This is a genomic window from Micromonospora xinjiangensis, from assembly GCF_056150165.1.
In genome coordinates this window covers 1-16,628 of the sequence record NZ_JAXCFO010000004.1, presented here as the reverse complement: position 1 = coordinate 16,628, position 16,628 = coordinate 1, and the positions used below count along the sequence as shown (strand labels likewise).

Genomic DNA, 16,628 nt, shown 5'->3' with positions numbered 1-16,628 from the left:
AGGGAGAGTGGACAGTCAATCTTCCGGCAGATGCCGCTCTTTGGCCGGAAAGTTTCCGGAACTTCGGCGGATGTCGGACCTCAGACAGGATGGCGTGAGTGGTCCGCCTCAGCCATCGTACGGCGCGGGTGGGGCCGGTTCCATTCCGCCGCGACCGTCCTGCGGCAACCGCGCCACCATTGCCCGGAATTCGGCGACCGTGACCGTGTTCCGGAGCGTGGCGAAGACGGCCGCGGTGCCCAACCGGGCGGTCTCCTCGTCCACCCCGGCCCGCTCCCCCACCCGGCGCAGGAACTCCGCCGGCCCGGAAGCCGCGGCACCGGCAGCGGGCGCGCTCCCACCCCCCGCTCCGCCCGCCGTGGGCCCCGGCAGGTAGCCGTCGAGGTCGTCCGGCAGGTGCCCGGCCAGGTCGTCCGCCGGCGTGCCGGTGATCCGCTCGGCCATGGTCTGGAGGACGGCGCGAGCGACCGTGGAGGCCTGTTCGGGCGCGAGCCCGGAGCGCCTCGACACCGCGTCGATGAAGCGGGGAAACCGCACGCCGCCCCTCCTTCGCCACCGGCCGGGCGCTTACCCCGCCCCCGTGCCGACAAACCCGGCGCGGATCAGCGCAGCAGCTCCGCGGCGTGCAGGTGGTCGAAAATGATCTGATCCACCGGGGAGACCCGCGCCCGGTCGGCGTACCCGAGCCAGGCCGCCTCGGCAATCTCGCGCGACGGCCGCAACGCGCCCCGGTAGTCGGCGGTGTAGCAGGTCATCCGCACGTCGACGCCCGCGGCGTGGCCGTGCGCCTGCGCCGTGAACGTCCCGACGTGCGCCGCGCTGGCGGTGTCCACCTCGACACTCAGCTCCTCGGCGATCTCGCGCCGCAGAGTGTCCCGGTCGCTCTCCCCGGGCTCCCGCTTCCCGCCGGGCAGGTACCAGACGTCGCGCCCGTGCGAGCGCGTGCTCAGGATCCGCCCGTCCGCCAACAGGATCCAGGCAACCTTGTCGATCTCCGCCACGACACCCCCTCGCCCCGGGGCACATCGTAGGCGCCGTCCGGCCGGATCCCCGTCGGGGGCGCCGGTGGCGGAAGTGCGACACGGCGCAAGTTCGCCGCCGTCGATGGCCCACCCGGGCCCGCCGGATGATCGATGCTTCTGCTGCCCCCTCGATGGGTACCACCGGGTGGGCGCGGCCGCTGGGGGCCCGCGCCCACCCGGTGCACCGCGCCGGGGATCAGCCGCGCGCCCTGATCACCTCGTAGAGCGCCGTCCAGTTCCTGGTGCCGTGCCCGGCGGCGATCGCCCGGTCGTAGTGGGACTTGACCGCCTCCGGCAGCCGGAGGTCCACATTCGCCTCCGCGCTGGTGCGGACGATGTGGTCCGCGGTGGCTCCCATCATGAGGGCGGTGCTGAGGTGGCCGGGATGGTCGCCGGTCTCCAACTGGCGCGCCAGCTCCGGCCCGGTAGTCGGTGAGGCTGAGGATGGTCAGGCCGCCGGCGGCGAGGGCGTCGGCGGGGGTCGCCGCCGGCGTGGCCCCGGCGGCGACGAGTTCCTCCGCGCGACCGGGCGTCCGGTTCCACACGGTCACCGGGTGCCCGGCCCCGATCAGGGCGTTGGCCATGGCCCGACCCATCGGGCCCAGGCCGATCACGGTGACGGGCGGCTTCATCGGGTGCTCCTGATCTCCTCGAAGATGCGGGCGGTGCCGTGCTCGCCGTGCCCGGCGGCGATCTGGCGTACGACGAGGTCGTGCAACGGCGCGAGCACCGCCGGGTCGACGCCCTGCTCGGCGGTGGCCCGCAGCAGCGTGGCCAGGGCGGTCTCGGTGAACCGCAGACTCTGCTGGCCCTCGCCGGTGTAGTCCTCGGCGTCGACCGTCGCGGCGAAGCCGGCCAGCTGACCGGTCATCGCGGCGAGGAACGGCGCCTGCCGCGTCACGAACTCGGTCGCCGGCACGCCCGCCGCGCGGACCATCGCCGCGCCGTGCAGGAAGCCGGCGAACATGGTGTACATGCCGGCGAGCATCGCCATGTCCTGCAGGGACGCCAGGCCCGCGTCCGCCCCGACGAAGCTGCTGTCACCCCACAGGTCACGCAGCGCCCGGTGCTCGTCGAAGGCCGCGGCCGATCCGCTGTAGAGGATCGCGGCGCCCGGAGCGCCGATCATCTCCGGGACGGCCATGATCGCGCCGTCGAGGTAGGCGACGCCGTGCGCGGCCGCCCAGGCGGCGAGCGCCCGCGACTCGGCGGGCGTCGTGGTGGTCAGGTTGATCACGGTACGCCCGGACAGCTCGGCGGCGACCGGGTCGAGCACGCCGTGCACCGACTCGTGGTCGAAGAGGCAGACGACGATCACCGGGGCCGCGGTGACCGCGTCCGCCACGGTCGGGGCGACGGTGGCCCCGCGCGCGGCGAGCGCCTGTGCCCGGTGCGGGGTGCGGTTCCAGACGACGGCCGGTCGGCCGGCGTCGAGGGCCGCCGTGGCGAGCGCGCTGCCCATCGCGCCGAGTCCCAGGAAGGTGGTGCTGGTGGTCATCCGATTGGTTCCTCGCTCTGCTGGTGATGTGACGGGCGCGCCACCCACCATGGTTCGCGGGTACAGTCCTTCGGACAAGTACTCACTAAATTGTTCAATACTTACCTTTTGGTAAGCGAGGTAGGACGACGGAGGGTGTGGTGTCGACCCGGAGCAGACGCGGCCCCTACATCTGCGGCATCGACGCCGCGATGGACGTGGTGTCCGGAAAGTGGAAGTCGCTGATCCTGTGGGAGCTGGACGCCCACGGCACCCGCCGGTTCGGGGAGCTGCGACGCGCCCTCACCGGCGTCAGCGAGAAGATGCTCATCCAGCATCTGCGCGAGATGGAGGAGGACGGGCTGATCCACCGGGAGGTGCACCGCGAGGTCCCGCCCAGGGTGGATTACTCGCTGACCGAGCACGGTCGGTCCCTCAACGAGGCCCTCCGCCCGCTCGGCGAGTGGGGGCAGCGGCGCCGCGAACGCCTCGGCGTCGAGGACGCCCTCGCGTCCGCCTGACGCCGCCGCGGCGCGGCGGCGCTCACCCCGTGGGCGCCGGGGCTCGTTCGTCGGCCAGCAGGTCGAGCAGGAGCGCGGCGGTCCAGCCGAACGCGGGTGACCCGAGCCCGGCCCCGGTGTCCGGGTGGAAGTACTCGTGGCAGCCGGCGGTGGCCACCAGCTCCACCATCGACCGGCCCAGCCCCGCCGCGAGGTCTGCCCGGCCGTGTGTGAGCAGGCCCCGGCGCACCAGCCAGTTGACGTTCATCCAGCTGGGGCCGCGCCAGTAGCGCAGTGGCTCGAAGTCCGGCGCGGTGCGGTCGTAGCTGGGCAGCGGCCGCGGCATCCGCGGCGCGACGCCGAACCGGGGCGAGCAGGCCTCGGCGACGACCGCCGCGACCTGTGGCGCCGGCAGGTCGGGCAGGATCAGCGGGGTCAGGCCGAGCACCGTCCGTGACGGCAGGAGCCGCCCGGTGCGCAGGTCGCGGGGCTGGAACGTCGCGGTAGCCGGGTCGAACAGGCGGCGCACGAGGGCCTCGGTGATCCGGGCCGCGCGTTCCCGGTGCGGCCCGGGGTCGGCGCCGACCAGTGGGGCGATCCGGGCCAGCGCGTGCTCGGCGGCGCCCGCCGCCGCGTTGAACAGCGGGCACTCGACCAGGAACGGGTGCCCCCCGGCCAGGGACTCGTCGCGGTAACCGCCGTCGCGGTAGGAGGCGACGATCGCCACGTACCGCGCGTAGTCCAGGTCGGTGGGGCGGTGCGCGGCGGGCGCGTGCGCGGTGTCGTGCCGGCGGTACGCGCGCATCACCGCCGCGTCGGCCGGCACCGCCGCCATGGGGGCGTCCCAGGCGGGGCTGTTGTCCAGCCCGGACTCCCAGGGGTGCACGACGCAGGCCAGTCCGCCGCCGCCCACGTCCCGTCGGCCGGCGAGGTAGTGCTGCTGGGCCACGAGCCGGGGGTAGAGCCGGCGCAGCGCCACCTGGGCGGCGTCCGAGGGCGCCCGGCGGTACGCGAGCCAGGCCGCGAGCGCGTGCACCGGTGGTTGGACGAGCCCGGACGTGGCGGCGGCGGGTGCGCCCTGCGCCCCCGCCGACGCCCAGAACTCCGGCCCGGGGAAGTACGCGCCGACCGGGAGCCGGGGGTTGAACACGATGTGCGGCACCCGCCCGTCGGCCCACTGGGCCCGGAACAGGCTCGCCAGCTCCCGCCAGGCGCGCGCGGGCCGGACGTGGGCCAGGCCGACGGCGATGAACGCGGAGTCCCAGCTCCACTGGTGCGGGTAGAGGGTCCGCGACGGCACCGTGTGGTCGTGCTCCCAGTTGGCGTCCAGGGTGGCCAGGGCGACCCGGCGGAGCCGCTCGGCGTCACCGCCCGGCCCGGCCTCCGCCGCGCTCACGCCGCCGCCTGCCGCGGCTGCGCGTGCCGCAGCACCGTGGCGGCCTGCTGCAACGCGCGAACCGGGTCACCGCGCAGCCGGCACTCCAGGGCCAACCATCCGTGGTAGCCGATCTCCAGCAGGGTGCGGACCAGCGCCGGCCAGTCGAGGTGCCCCGCGCCCGGCTGGTACCGGTTGGAGTCGCTCACCTGGACGTGCCCGAGGTAGGGGGCGGCGGCGCGCAGTGCGCGGTGCACGTCGTCCTCCTCGATGTTCATGTGGAAGGTGTCGGCGACGACCCGCAGCGAGGGCAGGCCGACCGCCGCGCACAGCGTCACCGCCTCGTCGAGCCGGTTGACCATGTGGTCCTCGTACCGGTTCAGCGGCTCCAGGTAGAGGGTGACCCCTTCGGCGCGCGCGTGCTCGCCCAGCGCCCCGAGGGCGTCCACGAGCACCTGCCGGTCGCCGGCCGGTGACCGGGGCGGCTCGAACGGCGGCAGCCGCCGGGAGAACATCCCCCAGGCGGCGGGGGTCACCACGCCCGTGCCGCCCAGCTCGGCGATGACCGTGAGCTGGGAGCGCAGGTTGCGGACGGCGTCGGCGGAGCGTACGGGGTCGAAGTCGCCGATGAAGTGGGCCATCTCGACGCAGACGGTGGGCATCACGACGCCGGCGGCACGCGCCCGGCGCAGCTCGGGCAGCCGGCGGGCGAACGCCAGGTCGCCGCGCCCGCGCAGCTCGATCCCGTCGTAGCCGAGGGAGACGGCCAGCGCGTACTTCTGGATCAGGTCGGTGCCCGGCAGGAGCTGCTCCTGGCAGGCGAGGGGAATGGTCATGGGAACCTCAGCACCACTTGGAGGACGTCACCGTCACCTCGGTCGAGCAACGCCAGCGCATCGGCCACCGCGCGGGCGTCGACGACGTGACTCACCAGTGGCAGCGGGTCCACGCTCCCCTCGGCGACCAGGTCCATGAAGGTCTGGGCGACCCGGGCACCGGTCCACCGGCCGGCCATGCCGGGCGCCGGAGTGGGCCCGGAGACCTGGGCCGCCACCAGCTGGATCCGGTTGTGGTGGAACTCCTCGCCGAGGCCGAGGCCGTCGGCCTGCCCCTGGTAGAAGCCGGCGGCCACGACGCGGCCGGCGTGGGTGGTGGACCGGATGGCCTCGTGCAGAGCCGGGTACGCCCCGGACAGCTCGAGGCAGACGTCGGCGCCGCGGCCACCGGTGGCGGCGCGCAGCACGCCCGCCGCCGACTCGGCGCCCGCGTCGACGGTCATCCGGGCGCCGTAGCGGGTGGCGTGGGCGAGCCGGCCGGGCACCCGGTCGACCGCCACCACGCGGGCGCCGGAGAGCACGGCGAGCCGGGTGGCGAGCAGTCCGATCACGCCCTGCCCGAAGATGCCGACCCAGTCGCCGAGGTGCAGGTCACCGGCGAGCACCGCGGTGAGCGCGATCGCGCCGGGGCGGGCGAACACGGCCGCGAGCGGGTCGAGGCCGGGTGGCAGGGGCTGGACCGCGTCGGCGGCCACGACGGCCTCGGCCCGGTGCCCCCAGATGCCCCAGACGAGCTGCCCCGGATGCCGGTCGGTGACCTCGGGCGCCACCTCGACGATCTCGCCGACCTCCTCGTAGCCGAAGCCGACCAGCGGGTAGGGCACCGGGGTCTGGCGTGGCACGAACATGCGGGCGACGTCGTCCCAGTCCTTGCTGAGCCGCGGGTTGCTGCCCCGGTAGAGGGTGAGCTCGGTGCCGGCGGAGATGCCGGAGTAGCAGGTGCGGACGCGGACCTGGCCGGGACCGAGCGGGTCCGCGGGGCAGGGCTCCAGGCTGATCAGTCGGGGCCCGGCGAGAGAGACAACCCAGTTGACCATGAGTCACATCCCGGTAGCGCCGGGTTCCATCCTAGAACAAAAAATCGGCATATGTCTTGTAATTGATCAATCGATGGCGTTGAATCCGCGATGTACTCTTCGAGAGGAGTGCCGCCGATGTCATTCACTCCGATGCGGACGCTCGCCGCCACCCTGATCCTGGCACTGGCCGGGTCCACGCTGGTGGCCTGCGGCGCCGACGACCCCGACAGCGACAGCAACCGGATCACGGTGTGGAGCCTGGAGGACGTGGCCGACCGGGTCACGGCCACCCGGGCGATCATCGCCGACTTCACCGCGCGGACCGGCATCCAGGTCGAGCTGGTCACCGTCAACGAGGACCAGTTCCCCTCACTCATCGCGTCCAGCGCCGCCGCCGGCGACCTGCCCGACGTCGTCGGCGCCGTGCCCCTGGCCGGCGTCCGCACGCTCGCCGGCAACGAGCTGCTGCACCCCGACGCCAACGGCGAGATCGTCGAGTCGCTCGGGCGGCAGACGTTCTCCCCCCGGGCCCTGGAGCTGACCGCCGAGGAGGGCCGGCAGCTCGCCGTGCCCAGCGACGGCTGGGGGCAGCTGCTCGTCTACCGCAAGGACCTCTTCGACGCGGCCGGCCTGCCGGCGCCCGACACCTACGAACGGATCGCCGCCGCGGCGGCGCGGCTGCACACCGGCGACGTCGCCGGGATCACCGCCGCGACCGCGCCGGGCGACGTCTTCACCCAGCAGACGTTCGAGCACCTCGCCCTCGCCAACGGGTGCCAGCTCACCGACGACGCCGGTGCGGTGACCCTCGACTCGCCGCCCTGCGTGGCGGCGTTCCGGTTCTACGGCGACCTGATGAGGAACCACTCGGTGAAGGGCGCCCAGGACGTCGACACCACCCGGGCCACCTACTTCGCCGGCAAGGCCGCGATGCTGATCTGGTCGCCGTTCATCCTCGACGAGCTGGCCGGGCTGCGCGCCGACGCCAAGCCGACCTGCCCGCAGTGCGCCGCCGACCCCGGCTTCCTCGCGAGGAACAGCGGCTTCGTCACCGCGATCAAGGGCCCGAACGGCGTCGAACCGGCCCAGTACGGCGAGATCAGCTCGTGGGCGGTGCTCGACGGCGCCGCCGCCGACCCGGCGAGGACCTTCGTCGCGCACATGCTCGGCGAGGGCTACCCGCGCTGGTTCGGCATGTCCCCCGAGGGCCGGTTCCCCGTCCGCAAGGGCACCGCCGAGGAGCCGGAGAAGTTCCTCACCGCCTGGAACACCAGCCCGGCCGGGGTGGACACCAAGAAGCCCCTCGCCGAGGTGTACGGCGAACCGGTGCTCGACGGCCTGCGTACCAGCCCGGACACGTTCCAACGGTGGGGCCTGACCCAGGGGCAGGGGAAGCTCGTCGGCGCGATCCTCGGCGAGCTGCCCGTGCCCAAGGCGCTGGCCGACACGATCGGCGGGAAGTCCGACGCCGCCGCGGCCGCCGCCCGGGCGAAGCGTGACGTGGAGGCGATCAAGGCGGGCGTCAATTGACCACGACCGCCCCGGACGCCGGCCGCTCCCCCGTGCGGGAGCGGCCGGCGCCGCCCGGCCGCCGCCGACCCCTGACCCTGCGCCGCCGCGAGAACCGGGCCGGGCTCGTGCTGGTCGCGCCGACGCTGGTCGTCGTGCTCGCCGTGATCGGCATCCCGATCGTCTGGACGGTGGTGCTCGCCTTCCAGCGGGTCCGGCTCGCCACACTGCGCCGCACCGGGCTGTTCGGCGAGTTCACGCTGGACAACATCGACCGGGTGCTGCACACACCCGGCTTCGCCGACTCCCTGGTCACCACGGTGCTCTACAGCCTCGGGAGCACGATCGGCTCGATCGGGCTCGGCCTGGTGGCGGCGCTGGTCGTCCGCCGCCCGTTCCGCGGGCGCACCCTGGTGCGGGCCTCGATGCTGCTGCCGTACGTGGCGCCGGTCGTCGCCATGACCTTCGTGTGGCAGGTGATGCTCGACCCGCAGCTCGGCATCGTCAACCACTGGGGCCAGCGCCTGCTCGGCTGGGACGCCCCGATCCCGTTCCTGTCGCAGGACTCCACGGCCCTGGCCACGGTGGTCGCCTTCGAGTCGTGGCGCTACTTCCCGTTCGCCTTCCTGTTCCTGCTCGCCCGCCTCCAGGCGGTGCCCGCCGACCTGGAGGAGGCCGCGCGGGTCGACGGCGCGACGCCCACCCAACGGTTCCGGCACATCCTGCTCCCGCAACTGATGCCGGTGATCGCGCTGCTCGCCGTCCTGCGGTTCATCATGACCTTCAACAAGTTCGACGACGTCTACCTGCTCACCGGGGGCGCGGCCGGCACCGAGGTCGTCAGCGTCCGGGTCTACGAGTTCCTCACCGCGCGCACCGACATCGGCGCGGCCGCGGCGCAGGCGGTCGTGCTGTCCGTGGTGCTCATCGTGTTCGTCCTGATCTACCTGCGCTTCTTCGCCCGGAGGGTGGACTGATGGACCGCGACCGGATCGAGACGGTGGGCCTGCGCTGGCTGCGACGGCTGCTGATCGCCGCGTTCCTGCTCGTCACCGTCCTGCCCTTCTACTACATGCTGGTGCTCTCGGTGCGCCCCATCGAGCGGCTGCTGCTCGACCCCGGCGCGCTCGTCGTCGGCCTCGGCGAGCTGACCGTCGCCACGTACGCCGAGGTGCTCAAGGCCACCGAGGACGGCGGCCAGGGCTTCCTCGCCTTCATCCGCAACAGCGGGCTGGTGGCGCTCGCCGCGACGCTGCTCACCCTGGTCGTGGCGATCCCCGGCGCGTACGCGGTGTCCCGGCTGCGGTTCTTCGGCCGCCGCCAGGTCGACTTCCTCTTCCTGGCGGTCTACCTCTTCCCGTCGATCGTGATCGCGATCCCGCTCTTCGTGGTCTTCACGCGGGCGGGTCTGCGCGGGTCGCTGGCCGGCCTCGTGCTCGTCTACATCTCGCAGACCCTGCCCGTCTCGGTCTACATGCTCAGGAACTACCTCGAGACGATCCCGCTCAGCCTGGAGGAGTCGGCCGCGATCGACGGCGCGGGCCGCCTCGGTGTGATCCGCCGGATCAGCCTGCCCCTCGCCGCACCGTCGATCATGGCGGTCGCGCTCTACGACTTCATGATCGCCTGGAACGAGTTCCTCTTCGCGCTGCTCTTCCTGGTGGACAAGCCGCACCGGTGGACGGTGTCGCTGGGGCTGGCGCAGCTCGCCGACGGGGTGGAGGTGCCCAAGACCGTGCTGATGGCCGGCTCGGTGGTCCTCACCCTGCCCATCGTGCTGCTCTTCTTCGCCAGCGAGCGGCTGCTCACCGAGGGCCTGACCAGCGGCGCCGAGAAGGGGTGACGCCGGGGGTCGGGTCAGCCGGGTGCCGCGACGGCCCGCGCCGCCCGCGGGTCGAGCGCGGGTCCCGCGGGCACCAGGCTGACCAGACCGGCCGGCAGCCGGGCCGGGCGCACGTCGCGGTAGCCGAGCATGGCAAGCACGTCCCGGTCGGCCAGGACGTGCCGGCGGCCGAGGTCGGTGACCACGGAGACGGCGCCGCCGCCGGCGCCCGGGGCCGCGACCGCCTCGACGACCGCACCCCGTCCCGGCTCCACCACGACCCGGTCGACGCGGACCCCGCCGGCCGGCCCGGTCCCGGTGTGGGCCGCGGCGGCCAGGTCCGGCAGGTGTACCCCCACCCGGATCTCCGCCGCGCCGGCGTCGTCCCCCACCCCGGCGCACAGCCCGCCCCCGTCGGTGGCGGCGAGACGCGGCGGTGCCGGCGGCGGCGCGGTCGGCCCGGTGGGTGCCAGGTCCGGCACCTCGGGCAGCGCGGCGAACCGGCCGAGGCTGATCGGCGCCGGCTCACGCTGGCCGGTGCGCGCCAGCAGCAGGCCCGCCTGCAACTCGGTGATCCCGGCGAGCCCGTCCCGGGTGACGGCCGCGTACTGCCGCCCGCCGCCGGAGTTGCGCACCAGGTAGACGTCGCCGATGTCGGCGCCCGGGACCCGGGTGGAGCGGCGGCCCAGGCCGGGCAGCTCGGGTGGGGCGAGGTCCACGCCCGCCGGGAGCGTGTTCAGCAGCGCCGGCGCCGCCGGCACGGCCCGGGCGCGCGTGGTCGCGAGCGCGGCGAGCACCCGGGTGGGGTCGCGGAGCAGGTAGCGGCGCTGGTGCCAGACGAGGTGCAGCCCGCCGTCGGGGTGGCGCAGCAGCAGCGCCTCGTCACCGAGCAGCCGGCCCCCGGTCGGTGTCTTGCCGATCAGCAGCGCCGAGCGGGGTGCCGAGCGGTCGGCGTCGGCCGCCGCGACCGAGCAGACCGTCCAGGGCGTGGTGGACAGCCGCGACGGCGCGGGCAGCGAGTCGGGCGCGTCGGCGATGCCCAGCGGCAGGCCGCGCGGCACACCGTCAATCGACCGGCGCGACACGAGCACGGTGCGGGCCTGTTCGGCGCCGACGATCAGCAGCGCGGAGGCGTAGTTGAGCACCGGGTGCAGCTTCTGCTCGCGGTAGACGTACCGGGCGCCGGACTCCTTCTCGACGATCACCGCTCCCGGGTCGCGCCAACCGCCGCCCCCGCCGGCGAAGAGCCCGTAGAGCGCGAACCCGCCCAGGCCGATCGCGGCGACCAGCACACTCGCCAGGGCGGCGCCGGCGAGCCGCCGGAACGGGGACTGCGCCGGGTCGGTCTCCCGCATGACGAGCGCGGCGACCGCCCGCTGGACGGTGAACTGGTACGAGTGCAACTGGTCCTGCCGCGACGGCATGCCATCCCCTCCGACGCCCGATCGCGGCACAGGATATGCGGTCCGTGGATCCTTCGTGGACCCTCCGTGGTCGCGGCCGGTCAGGGCCGCAGGATGAGCCGGATCGGTTGGTCCGCCACTGGGCGGTCCCCCGCGTCCGCGACCCTCGACGGGCCCGCTCACCCGCCGGCGCGGGACGGATGCCTCTCGCGCGCCGGGTCGGCGGCGGGCCGGCGCGCAGGTAGCATCCCGGAATTGGCGAAGAGAGGACGGCGGTGGGCGTGCGGTTCGAGGAACTGGCCTGGCGGGAGACCCCCCTCGGCCTGATCAGCCTGCGCCGGCGCCGCGACCCCGCGCTCGACGCCGAGGTGTACGAGGTCAAGCTCGACGACGAGTTCCTCATGTCCAGCCTCTTTCCGGTCGCGGAGATCGAGCTGGCCCGGCTCGGGCTCGCACCGTTGGCGGGCGCCGACCTGGACGTGGTGGTTGGCGGGCTCGGTCTCGGCTACACGGCCCGCACCGCGCTCGCCGACGAGCGGGTGCGGTCGTTGCTGGTGGTGGAGGCCGTCGAGGACGTGATCGACTGGCACCGGCGGGGCCTGTTGCCGTTCGCCGCCGGGCTGGCCGACGATCCCCGGACCCGGCTGGTGCGGGCCGACTTCTTCGCCGCCGCGGCGGGCGACGGGTTCGACCCCGAGCGGCCGGGGCGCCGCTTCCACGCCGTGCTGCTCGACGTCGACCACTCCCCGCGCCACCTGCTGCACCCGCGGCACGCGCCGTTCTACACCGCCGACGGGCTGCGCCGTCTCGGCGACCACCTGCACCCGGGCGGGGTCTTCGCGCTCTGGTCGGACGACCCACCCGACCCCGACTTCGAGCGGACCCTGGACGAGGTCTTCGCCACCGCCCGGACGCACGTCGTGCCGTTCCCGAACCCGCTGACCGGCGGCGAGTCGGCCAACACGGTCTACGTGGCCCGGCTCGCCGGCTGACCCGCGACCGACCCGCCGCGTGGGCGGCCCCGCGCCCGCTCAGAACCAGGCGTCGCGCATCTCCAGGGTGGTGCGGTCCAGGCTGGCCAGCAGGTCGAGCTGCGGCTCGGTGCGCGGCAGTTCGTACCGGAAGAACCAGCGGGCGGCCTGGCGCTTGCCGGCGCACAGGTCCGCGTCGGCCTCCGTGGCGCCGGCGTCCACCACGAGGAGCTGCTCCAGCCACATCCAGGCGATCACCACGTGGCCGACCGCCTCCAGGTAGACGCTGGCGTTGGCGAGGGCGAGCTGCGGGTCGCCGGTGCCCCAGAGCCGGCGCGTGACGTCGGTGACGCGCCGCACGGAGGCGGCGAGGCGCCCGGCCAGCTCGGCGGGCTCACCACCGGTGCGGATGGCCCGGTCGACCGTCGCGCCGATCGTCTCCGCCAGCGCCGCGAGCCCCGCGCCGTCGCGCCTGACGACCTTGCGGCCGAGCAGGTCCAGCGCCTGGATGCCGTGCGTGCCCTCGTGGATCGGGTTGAGGCGGTTGTCCCGCCAGTGCTGCTCGACGTCGTGGTCGCGGGTGTAGCCGGCGCCGCCGTGCACCTGGATCGCCAGGTCGTTGGCGACCAGGCACCACTGCGCCGGCCAGCTCTTCACGATCGGGGTGAGCACGTCCAGCAGCAGGTGCGCGCGGTCCCGGTCGGCCCGCTCCGGCGCGGTCTTCTGCTCGTCGAGTAGCCGCCCGCAGTAGAGCACCAGCGCGAGCGCTCCCTCCACGTAGCTCTTCTGCGCCAGCAGCATCCGCTTCACGTCGGGGTGGGCGACGATCGGCACCTGCGGCGCGGCCGGGTCCTTGGCGGCGAGCGGCCGCCCCTGCGGGCGCTGCCGGGCGTACTCGACGGCCTTCAGGTAACCGGTGTAGCCGAGCGCGGTGGCCCCCGCGCCCACCCCGACGCGTGCCTCGTTCATCATGTGGAACATCTGGGCCAGCCCCTGGTGGGGTTCGCCCACCAGGTGGCCGACCGCGCCCGGCCGCCCGTACGGCCGGTGCGCGCCGTCGCCGAAGCTCAGCAGCGTGTTCGTGGTGCCCCGGTAGCCCATCTTGTGGTTCAGGCCGACCAGCGCGACGTCGTTGCGTGCGCCGAGCGCGCCGTCGCCGTCGACGAGCACCTTCGGCACGATGAACAGGGAGATCCCCTTCACCCCGGGCGGCGCGTCGGGAAGGCGGGCCAGCACCAGGTGGACGATGTTCTCGGCCAGGTCGTGCTCACCACCGGAGATCCACATCTTGGTGCCGTGCAGCCGGTAGGTGCCGTCGTCCTGCGGCTCCGCCCGGGTGGTGATGTCCGCCAGGGAACTGCCGGCATGCGGCTCGGAGAGGCACATGGTGCCGAAGAACCGCCCCTGGAGCATCGGCCGCACCCAGGTGTCGACCTGCTCCGGGCTGCCGTGGGCGAGCAGCAGGTTGGCGTTGCCGAGGGTGAGCATCGGGTACGCCGAGGTGGCCACGTTCGCGGCCTGGAACCAGGCGAAGCAGGCCGAGGCCACCACGTGCGGCAGCTGCATGCCGCCCACCGACTCGTCGAGGGTGGACGCCAGCAGGCCGGTTTCGGCGAAGACGTCCAGGGCCGCCTTCACCTCGGGGATGGTGTGAACCCGCTGGCCGTCGAAGCGGGGCTCGGCGAGGTCGGCCGCCCGGTTGTGCGGCGCGAAGTGCTCGGTGGCCACCCGCTCGGCGAGGTCCAGCACCGCGTCGAACGTTTCCCGCGAGTGCTCGGCGTAGCGGGGCCGCTCGGTCAGTCGGGCCACGTCCAACCAGTCGTGGAGCAGGAACCGCAGGTCGCGTCGGGAGAGCAGGGTGGACGACACGGAACTCCTCTCACCGGCCCCGCCCCGGCCCGGGCCGGGGCGGGGCCGGGTCAGCGGCCGAAGGTGCGGTCGAGCAGGTCGAACAGGGCCACCCAGTGCCGCTCGGTGGCCGCCGCGTCGTAGGCGGCCGTGTCGGCCATGGTGAACCCGTGCGACGCGCCCTCGTACACCTCGGAGCGGTACCGGACGCCGGCGGCGTCCAGCGTCCGCTCCAGCGTGGCGATCTGCTCGGCGGTCATCGACCCGTCCTGGTCGGCGTGGGCGAAGTACAGCTCGCCGGTGACCGCGCCGACCCCGAGGTGCGGGCTGTCCGGCGCGTCGGTGACGACCCGGCCGGCGTGGAAGCTCGCCAGCGCGACGATCCGGTCCGGGTGCGCCTCGACGGCCCGCAGCGCGTTCATGCCGCCCATGCAGTAGCCGACGGCGGCGACCGGGCCGGGCGCGACGTCGTCGCGCGCCGCCAGGTAGTCCAGGTATGCCGCGGAGTCCCGGGCGACCATCTCTGGGGTCAGCGCGGCGATGTGCGGCCCGACCCGGGCGAGGATGGCGCCCCGCTGCTGCGGGTCGCCGAGCAGGGAGAGGTCGAACAGCGGCGACCGGCCGGCCCGGTGGAACAGGTTCGGCGCCAGCACCACGTAACCCCGCGCCGCGATGCGCTCGGCCATCTCCGCGATGCGGGGCCGCAGCCCGAACGCGTCCATGAAGAGGAGCACGGCCGGGAAGGGCCCGTCGCCGTCCGGTTCGACGAGGTACGCGTCCGCGACCCCGTCGCCCGTCCTGACGTCCACCGTCGTCGTCGGCACCGCAACCTCCTCGCGCGTGTGGCTCCGCCGGATGACGCTACTCCCGTGATCGCCCGAGGGTGCGCGGCCCCTGACCGGGCGCGGCGACCTCGCCGGCGTGGCCCGCAGGGCCGGGCCACGCCGCTGCTCCCGTCAGCCGTGCCGCTCGGCGGCGTCGACGGTCTGCGACAGCAGCACGGCGATGGTCATGGGGCCGACCCCGCCCGGCACGGGAGTGATGAGGCTCGCCCGCTCGGCGGCGGCCGCGAACTCCACGTCGCCCACGTTGCCCGGGTTGTAGCCGGCGTCGATCACCACCGCCCCCGGCTTGATCCACTCACCGCGGACCAGCTCCGGCCTGCCGACGGCGGCCACCACCACGTCGGCCTCGGCGACGTGCGCCGCCAGGTCGACGGTGCGGGAGTGGCAGTAGGTGACCGTGGCGTCGCGCGTCAGCAGCAGCATCCCCGCCGGCTTGCCGAGGATGGCGCTGCGTCCCACCACCACGGCCCGCCGCCCCCGCAACGGCACCTCGTAGGCGTCGAGCAGGCGCATGATCCCGCCCGGCGTGCAGGAGGCGAACCCGGGCTCACCGAAGGCCATCGCGGCGAACGACGCGCCGGTCACGCCGTCGACGTCCTTGTCCGCGGCGATCGCCTCGAACGCGGCACGCTCGTCGACGTGCGCCGGCACCGGGTGCTGCAGCAGGATGCCGTCGACGGTCGCGTCCGTGGAGAGGTCCCGCAGCACCCGGACCAGTTCCTCGGTGGTGGTCGAGGCCGGCAGGTCCACCCGGCGCGACTCGATCCCCACGGCCGCGCACCTGTTGACCTTCATCCGCACGTACGTGTGCGAGGCCGGGTCGTCGCCGACCAGGACCGTGGCAAGGCACGGCCGGCGCCCGTGGGTGCGCGCGAAGGTCGCGGCACGCTCCGCCGTGGCATCGAGCAGCTGACGGGACACGGTCTGCCCGTCCATCAACGTCGCGGTCATGTGCGGCTCCTCACCTCGTGGTGAGGAGCACCCAGGCGGACGATGCTCCCAGCTGACAGCGCTCCCCGGTGGTACGCCACCCTCGCCAGTCGCGCAGGTGCAGGCTATCAACGCGCCGGGGCGGCCGGCCAGCCGCGCCCGGTCGGGCGGGGCGAGTCACGGCCCGGCGGCGCGGGGCGGCCCGGCGCTCAGCCGGCGGAGCCGGTCGCCGCGTCGAGGTCCGCGCGGGTGAGCAGCGGGCGCAGGGCGATGCCCTCCGCCGCCAGTGCCTCGACCCCGCCCTCCTGGCGGTCGATGACGCAGACCGCGGCGTCGACCCGCGCGCCGAGCTGCCGCAGCTCGTGCGTCGAGAGGACGACCTGCCCGCCGGAGGTGACCACGTCCTCGACGACGAGCACGCGTCGCCCGGCCACCTCCGCCCCCTCGGCGAGCCGGGCCGTGCCGTACGGCTTCGCCGCCTTGCGGACGAACGCGCACGGCAGCCCGGTGTGCCGGCCGAGGGCCGTCACCACGGCGATACCGCCCATCTCCAGGCCGGCCAGCACCTGCGTGCCCTCGGGCACCAGGGCGACCATCCGCGCGGCCAGGGCGTCCAGCAGGACCGGGTCCGCCTCGAAGCGGTACTTGTCGAAGTACTCGGAGGCCACCCGCCCGGAGCGGAGGACGAACTCGCCGGTGAGGCGGGACACGGCAGCGACCTGGCGGGCGAGATCATCGAGCGTCACGGGGTGATCCTGGCACGGGGCGTGCGGCCGGGGACAGCGGGCCGGCAGCGGCGCCCGCCCTCGGGCGGTGAGCGGTGTGGGCCCGCACCGCTCACCGCCCCGGCTCAGGACGAGCAGGGGTTGAGCATGCTCTGCAGCGCCGACTTCTCGGCGCTCTGCAGCTTCAGGCTCCAGGTGTACTTGGTGCGGATCCACATCTTGGCGGACGTGCAGTGGTAGGCGGTGCGGGACGGCTTCCAGCTCGATGGGTCCTGGTCGCCCTTGGCCTGGTTGACATTGTCGGTCACCGCGATCAGCTGCGGGCCGCTCAGGTCGTTGGCGAACG

At 74.1% G+C, this 16,628-nt stretch carries 17 protein-coding genes, 2 pseudogenes and 1 riboswitch; of the genes and pseudogenes, 5 read left to right on the top strand and 14 right to left on the bottom strand.

Annotation, left to right across the window (positions count from 1 at the left end; all coding sequences use genetic code 11):
• Window positions 1-108: 108 nt before the first annotated feature.
• The 5 genes and pseudogenes from SM573_RS15660 to SM573_RS15640 all read right to left on the bottom strand — a co-directional run bounded on the left by SM573_RS15660 (window position 109) and on the right by SM573_RS15640 (window position 2,520).
• Window positions 109-537 carry a DUF2267 domain-containing protein gene (locus tag SM573_RS15660; RefSeq protein WP_474616379.1) on the bottom strand — a complete coding sequence of 143 codons (429 nt, stop codon included), beginning with the start codon at window positions 535-537 and terminating at the stop codon, window positions 109-111.
• Between the two features lie 65 nt (window positions 538-602).
• On the bottom strand, window positions 603-1,001 hold the full coding sequence (locus tag SM573_RS15655) for an NUDIX hydrolase (protein WP_474614181.1): 399 nt from the start codon (window positions 999-1,001) through the stop codon (window positions 603-605).
• Window positions 1,002-1,218: 217 nt separating this feature from the next.
• A complete protein-coding gene (locus tag SM573_RS15650) occupies window positions 1,219-1,425 on the bottom strand; it encodes an imine reductase family protein (protein WP_474616378.1) in 207 nt (68 codons plus the stop codon).
• 85 nt (window positions 1,426-1,510) lie between these two features.
• Window positions 1,511-1,606: pseudogene (locus tag SM573_RS15645) on the bottom strand (NAD(P)-binding domain-containing protein); the annotation flags it as partial.
• A gap of 44 nt (window positions 1,607-1,650) precedes the next feature.
• Entirely contained in the window at window positions 1,651-2,520 is an 870-nt protein-coding gene (locus SM573_RS15640; RefSeq protein ID WP_474616377.1) for an NAD(P)-dependent oxidoreductase, read from the bottom strand.
• Window positions 2,521-2,660: 140 nt separating this feature from the next.
• On the opposite strand from SM573_RS15640, the gene SM573_RS15635 reads away from it, so the two are divergent.
• On the top strand, window positions 2,661-3,020 hold the full coding sequence (locus tag SM573_RS15635; RefSeq protein WP_474614178.1) for a winged helix-turn-helix transcriptional regulator: 360 nt from the start codon (window positions 2,661-2,663) through the stop codon (window positions 3,018-3,020).
• 22 nt (window positions 3,021-3,042) lie between these two features.
• Here SM573_RS15635 and SM573_RS15630 read toward each other — a convergent pair whose 3' ends face one another.
• The 3 genes from SM573_RS15630 to SM573_RS15620 are packed head-to-tail and all read right to left on the bottom strand — an operon-like array spanning window position 3,043 to window position 6,247.
• On the bottom strand, window positions 3,043-4,395 hold the full coding sequence (locus SM573_RS15630; protein WP_474614177.1) for an MGH1-like glycoside hydrolase domain-containing protein: 1,353 nt from the start codon (window positions 4,393-4,395) through the stop codon (window positions 3,043-3,045).
• Complete coding sequence (locus SM573_RS15625) at window positions 4,392-5,210, bottom strand: sugar phosphate isomerase/epimerase family protein (protein WP_474616376.1); 819 nt, start codon at window positions 5,208-5,210, stop codon at window positions 4,392-4,394. Before SM573_RS15625 ends, SM573_RS15630 begins: the two co-directional genes overlap by 4 nt.
• Window positions 5,207-6,247, bottom strand: coding sequence for a zinc-dependent alcohol dehydrogenase (locus SM573_RS15620; RefSeq protein WP_474616375.1), 1,041 nt, complete (start codon window positions 6,245-6,247; stop codon window positions 5,207-5,209). Before SM573_RS15620 ends, SM573_RS15625 begins: the two co-directional genes overlap by 4 nt.
• A 117-nt stretch (window positions 6,248-6,364) precedes the next feature.
• Here SM573_RS15620 and SM573_RS15615 point away from each other — a divergent pair, with 117 nt between their 5' ends.
• The 3 genes from SM573_RS15615 to SM573_RS15605 are packed head-to-tail and all read left to right on the top strand — an operon-like array spanning window position 6,365 to window position 9,581.
• Entirely contained in the window at window positions 6,365-7,759 is a 1,395-nt protein-coding gene (locus tag SM573_RS15615; protein WP_474614174.1) for an ABC transporter substrate-binding protein, read from the top strand.
• A complete protein-coding gene (locus tag SM573_RS15610) occupies window positions 7,756-8,715 on the top strand; it encodes a carbohydrate ABC transporter permease (RefSeq protein WP_474616374.1) in 960 nt (319 codons plus the stop codon). The genes SM573_RS15615 and SM573_RS15610 overlap by 4 nt, the downstream gene beginning before the upstream one ends.
• Entirely contained in the window at window positions 8,715-9,581 is an 867-nt protein-coding gene (locus tag SM573_RS15605; RefSeq protein WP_474616373.1) for a carbohydrate ABC transporter permease, read from the top strand. The genes SM573_RS15610 and SM573_RS15605 overlap by 1 nt, the downstream gene beginning before the upstream one ends.
• Window positions 9,582-9,595: 14 nt before the next feature.
• On the opposite strand, the gene eccB is transcribed toward SM573_RS15605, so the two are convergent.
• On the bottom strand, window positions 9,596-10,984 hold the full coding sequence (gene eccB / locus SM573_RS15600; RefSeq protein ID WP_474616372.1) for a type VII secretion protein EccB: 1,389 nt from the start codon (window positions 10,982-10,984) through the stop codon (window positions 9,596-9,598).
• A gap of 260 nt (window positions 10,985-11,244) precedes the next feature.
• Between eccB and SM573_RS15595 the strand changes: the two genes are divergently transcribed.
• The gene (locus SM573_RS15595) at window positions 11,245-11,955 is read left to right on the top strand and encodes a polyamine aminopropyltransferase (RefSeq protein ID WP_474614170.1); all 711 of its coding nucleotides are present in this window, start codon (window positions 11,245-11,247) and stop codon (window positions 11,953-11,955) included.
• A 39-nt stretch (window positions 11,956-11,994) separates the two neighbouring features.
• Here the strand turns inward: SM573_RS15595 and SM573_RS15590 are convergent, their stop codons facing one another.
• The 5 genes and pseudogenes from SM573_RS15590 to SM573_RS15570 all read right to left on the bottom strand — a co-directional run.
• On the bottom strand, window positions 11,995-13,803 hold the full coding sequence (locus tag SM573_RS15590; protein WP_474616371.1) for an acyl-CoA dehydrogenase: 1,809 nt from the start codon (window positions 13,801-13,803) through the stop codon (window positions 11,995-11,997).
• 50 nt (window positions 13,804-13,853) lie between these two features.
• Window positions 13,854-14,606, bottom strand: a complete 753-nt coding sequence (locus SM573_RS15585; RefSeq protein WP_474616370.1) for a dienelactone hydrolase family protein — start codon at window positions 14,604-14,606, stop codon at window positions 13,854-13,856.
• Between the two features lie 132 nt (window positions 14,607-14,738).
• Window positions 14,739-15,578 (bottom strand): bifunctional 5,10-methylenetetrahydrofolate dehydrogenase/5,10-methenyltetrahydrofolate cyclohydrolase, encoded by an 840-nt coding sequence (locus SM573_RS15580; protein WP_474616369.1) that lies wholly within the window; start codon window positions 15,576-15,578, stop codon window positions 14,739-14,741.
• A 22-nt stretch (window positions 15,579-15,600) separates the two neighbouring features.
• Window positions 15,601-15,681: riboswitch (ZMP/ZTP riboswitch) on the bottom strand.
• An 85-nt stretch (window positions 15,682-15,766) separates the two neighbouring features.
• On the bottom strand, window positions 15,767-16,303 hold the full coding sequence (locus tag SM573_RS15575; protein ID WP_474616368.1) for an orotate phosphoribosyltransferase: 537 nt from the start codon (window positions 16,301-16,303) through the stop codon (window positions 15,767-15,769).
• Window positions 16,304-16,407: 104 nt separating this feature from the next.
• Window positions 16,408-16,628 (bottom strand): annotated as a pseudogene (locus tag SM573_RS15570) (hypothetical protein); the annotation flags it as partial.